The following is a 4,329-nucleotide window of genomic DNA, read 5'->3' on the forward strand; positions in this document are numbered from 1 at the left end:
GGCGAACATTGACCACCCGCATGTTGTCCTCCACGTTCGGTGCACCGCGATTCACTGCGCCGTGACGTTGGTGGTCTTCATCATCTTCTCCGTCAACGCAATCTCCGATTCGAGGCTTTGAGCGTATTCCTCGGACTTGCTGGCCACGACAGCGGCGCCGTTGGCTTCGAGCTTCGCACGGACGCCGGGATCAACCAACGCTTTCTGCAGCGCGTCAGAGACGCGTTGCACGATGGGTGCGGGTGTTCCGGCCGGCAACGAAAGGCCCCCGTAGGACACCAGCATGACATTGGGTATGCCTGCTTCCGCGAGTGTGGGAACTTCGGGCAGCCGCGGATTGCGCGTAGGCGCCGTCACCGCCAGCGCCTTCAGTTTCCCGCCGGCAACGTGGGGCAGCGATACCGAACTGATGGTGAGCGCGAAGTCCACCTGCTTGCCCAACACGGCATTCGCCGATTCCGAGGCGCCCTTGTAGGGAACGTGAAGCGCCTGTGTCCCGGTCGTCTTGAGGATGAGTTCGGCGCCCATGTGCGCCGGGGTACCCACGCCGCCGGATGCATAGGACAATTTGCCCGGCTGTTGCCGCATGCGTTCAACAAGCTCCTTGGCGTCGCGGATGCCGCTATCTGCTGCCACGACCAGCACGACGTCCGAGCGTGTGATCCCGCCCACATGGATGAAGTCCTTCATCACGTCATAGCCGGGCTTGCGGTACATGCGCATGTTGGTCGCCATGGGCGTCGCGGAGTAAACCCACGTGTACCCATCAGCTGGGGCGCGGGCCGCGAGCTGCGCACCCAGATTGCCGGCCGCGCCGGCCTTGTTTTCGACCACCACCGGCTGCTTGAGGATCTGCGACATCGCCTCGGCAGTGATGCGCACCGTCGTGTCAGGGGCGGTGCCGGCGAGGTAGGGCACGACCCATTTGATCGGCCGTGCGGGGTAATCCTGCGCCAGCGCCGCACCGTGCAGTGCGAGGCCGGCGGTGGCCAGCAACAGGCTGCGTCGGGTGATTGTCTGCATGCTTGTCTCCTGATCTGTGATTTAGCGCACCGCGTGACCGAGAAGTTCGCGCGCGATGGTGTTGCGCTGGATTTCGCTGGTGCCGGTCAGCACGCGGTACATGCGCAGCAGCCGGAAGAGGAATTCGACGCGGCTGCCCTGCACGATGCCTTCGCCGCCGTGCACCTGCACGGCGCGATCGGCGATGCGGAAGGCGGTCTCCGAACAGAACAGCTTCGCCATCGAGGCATCGGCGCGTGCCTCGCCGCCTGCGTCAAGGCTGCGCGCCACGCTGAGCATCAGTGCCCGTGCTGCGGCAAGTTCGGTCGCCATGTCGGCCAGCATGTGCTGCACGGCCTGGAAGGCGCCGATGGGCTGGCCGAACTGGCGCCGACTCGCGGCATGCGCCAGCGAATCCTCCAGTGCCAGCCGGGCCAGGCCCAGCATCGCAGGGCAGTGCAGAAGCCGGTTGACGGTGATGCGTCCCAAGGCCAGCGCCAGTCCGCGGCCACGCTCGCCGATCTGGTTGGTGGCTGGAATGCGGCAGTTGGTCAGGACGATGTTGCCTGTATGGGATTGGCCTGCCATGGTCTTGTAGCCTGCTTCGACGCGAAAGCCTTCGCGATCGCGCTCGACGAAGAAGGCCGTCGTCTCGCGCACCGCCGGGTCATCGCTGGTCGAGCAGATGATCACCGCGACGTCGCAAAACGGGGAGCCCGAGATGAAGCGTTTGATCCCGTTCAGCACGAAGCTGTCGCCGTCGCGCACGGCACGCGTTTGCAAAGCGCCGGCATCCGATCCGGCCTCGGGTTCGGTGATCGCGAAGCAGATCGCCTTTTCGGCGCGCGCGACAGGCAGGATGAAGCGTTCCATCTGATCCGGCGTCGCCTGCTTGGCCAGGGCGCCGACGCGCGGCGGCCCCGTCAGCTCACCGAGGACGTGCGGCGCGAAGGGGGAGCCACTGGCGTAGATGAACTCCTTGATCAGCGCATGGTCGACGATGTTGAAGCCGGCGCCGCCCAGCGTCCTGGGCAGCGTCATGCCATAGAAGCCGAGGTCGCGCGAACGCTTCCACACCCGCTCCAGCAATGCGCGTGGCGCGCCATTCTCCGAAGTGATGTGGTGCTCGGTGGCGAGCGGCTGCAACTCATCGCGAAGAAAGGTGTCGAGTCGGGCGATGAAATCTCGCGCCGCGTCGGAACCCTCGAATGGAGGCAACGGCATGCGCAGGGCCAAGTGAGTGGTATCCATATCCATATCGACGTCCTCAGTTCACGCGCCGCTCGCGGCCGCGCCAGTAATGCTCGCGTACGTCCTTGCGCGAGAGCTTGCCATTGCCGTTCTTGGGCAACTGCGGCACGAAGTCGACCGAGCGCGGCCGCTTGAAGTCCGCCAGTCGACCGCGGCAGAAATCCATGATCTCGCCGTCATCCGCCTGGGCACCCTCGCGCAGCACGACCACCGCCTTGACCGTCTCGCCCCAGTGGTCGTCGGGCACGCCGACCACGCAAACTTCATAGATCGCAGGGTGCTGGGCCAGCACCGACTCGATCTCGCTCGGGTAAACGTTGAAGCCGCCGGAGACCAGCATCTCTTTCTTTCGATCGACGATGTAGATGTAGCCTTTGTCGTCTACGCGCGCCAGGTCCCCGGTGTGCAGCCATCCGTTGGCATCCAGTGCTTGCGCGGTCTGTTCGGGCTCGCGCCAGTAGCCGGCGAATACGTCGGGGCCGCGCACGCAGATCTCTCCGATCGCGTCGCCGCCGACGGGCCGGCCTGCGTCGTCCAGCACCTGGACATCCGACTCACAAAAAGGACGCCCGCACGCAGACAGCAGCGCGTCCTTGCCGCCCTCGATGGCCGCCGCGTGATCGGCGATGCCAAGACCCACGACGCCGCCGGTGGTCTCGCCCGCGCCGTAGCCTTGCGCCAGCACAGGGCCAAATGCAGCCCAGGCTTCGCGGATGCGCGCCGGCGACATCGGTGCAGCGCCATAGCTCAGGAGGCGCAGGCTGGAGAGGTCGCGCATGCGGATGCTCGGCTCGGCCAGCAGCGCGTAGATCATGGCCGGGACCAGGAAGGCCATGGTGACGCGGTGCTTCTCGATGGCCTCGAGGTACTCGGCGGGGCGAAAGCCCTCCATCAGCAGGATGGTCGCGCCCTGGAACAGCATCGGCTGGATGAACATGCCGCTGGCGTGCGTGATCGGGCCCGACAGCATGAGCACGTCGCCTGGGTCGGCGTGCATTCGGCCCATCACGTTCTTGCGCAGCGACGCGTAGCGATTGCCCACGGTTTGCATCGCGGCCTTGAGCTTGCCAGTCGAACCGGAGGTGTAGTGCAGCACGGCCAGTTCGTCCGGGCGCATTTCCTCGTGCATATGGGTGTCGGGAGCGCAGGCCAGGAGTTCTTCATACGAGAGCCAGCCGCTCTCGTCGTTCGCGGCTCCGGCATCGAAAGCAATTCGGTGCGTCAAGCACGGCAGGCTTGCAGCGGCCTGTGCGACCATGCCCCGGTGCTCGGGTCCGGCAAGGCAGGCCACCGGCTCGGCGTTGGCGAGCGCGTCCGCCAGTTCCTGCGGCGCGAGCCGCGAGTTGAGCGCCACTTTCACAAGGCCGGCCTTGTAGAGCGCGCACTCGAGCTCCACGATTTCCGGCCGATTGGGCGACACAACCGCCACGCGGTCGCCGCGCTGCAGACCGAGCGCCTTGAGGGCATGGGCGAGCCGGTTGGAGCGCAGTTCCAGATCACGATAAGTGAGAGCGCCGTCGCGAAACAGGACGGCAGGACGCTCTGCCCACTGGCGGCCGCTGCGCGCGAGGTACATGCCGAGGTTCATGGTTGGCGCTCCGGGCTGCAAGGGCTGTGGTTCATCTGTGGTCTCCTGAAGTGAAGTGATGCGGAAGTCTAGGAAGCGGTGACCCTGTTGCGGATAATCCAGTCGCGTTATCCGATAACGGGCGGTTATCGGAGCGCGTACGCCCGCGTGCAGCGGGAATCTTCACGGAGGTACGCCATGGCCCTGCGGCTGGACGACATTGACTATTTCCTGGCGGTGGCCCAGCACGGGCAGGTGCGTCGCGCCGCCGCGGCGCTGGGCTTGTCGCAACCTGCTCTGACAAAGGGTCTGCAGCGCCTTGAAAAGGAACTGGGCTTTCCGCTGTTCGAGCGAGGCGCGCGTGGCATGACGCTCACGCCGGTGGCCGAACAGTTCCGCCAGCGTACGCAGACCCTGCGCGCCAGCCTGGGCGACGCCATCAAGGAAGCCGCGGACCTGCACTTGGGTGCGATGGGCACGTTGCGCGTGGGCGTGTCACCGCTCTACGC

General features: G+C 65.8%; 4 protein-coding genes. 1 reads left to right on the top strand and 3 read right to left on the bottom strand.

Annotated elements, in window-relative coordinates; genetic code table 11:
• Positions 1–51: 51 nt before the first annotated feature.
• From QTI66_RS39235 to QTI66_RS39245, 3 genes are read right to left on the bottom strand one after another with little or no spacing between them, the layout of a single operon-like run.
• A complete protein-coding gene (locus QTI66_RS39235; protein WP_286565783.1) occupies positions 52–1,023 on the bottom strand; it encodes a Bug family tripartite tricarboxylate transporter substrate binding protein in 972 nt (323 codons plus the stop codon).
• Between the two features lie 21 nt (positions 1,024–1,044).
• The gene (locus tag QTI66_RS39240; protein ID WP_286565784.1) at positions 1,045–2,253 is read right to left on the bottom strand and encodes an acyl-CoA dehydrogenase family protein; all 1,209 of its coding nucleotides are present in this window, start codon (positions 2,251–2,253) and stop codon (positions 1,045–1,047) included.
• A gap of 16 nt (positions 2,254–2,269) precedes the next feature.
• Positions 2,270–3,841, bottom strand: a complete 1,572-nt coding sequence (locus tag QTI66_RS39245; protein ID WP_286565785.1) for an AMP-binding protein — start codon at positions 3,839–3,841, stop codon at positions 2,270–2,272.
• A 177-nt stretch (positions 3,842–4,018) separates the two neighbouring features.
• Here QTI66_RS39245 and QTI66_RS39250 point away from each other — a divergent pair.
• A partial coding sequence (locus QTI66_RS39250) for a LysR family transcriptional regulator (protein ID WP_286565786.1) occupies positions 4,019–4,329 on the top strand: 311 nt, incomplete at its 3' end.

The organism is Variovorax brevis (assembly GCF_030317105.1).
GTDB classification, from domain to species: Bacteria; Pseudomonadota; Gammaproteobacteria; order Burkholderiales; family Burkholderiaceae_C; genus Variovorax; species Variovorax brevis.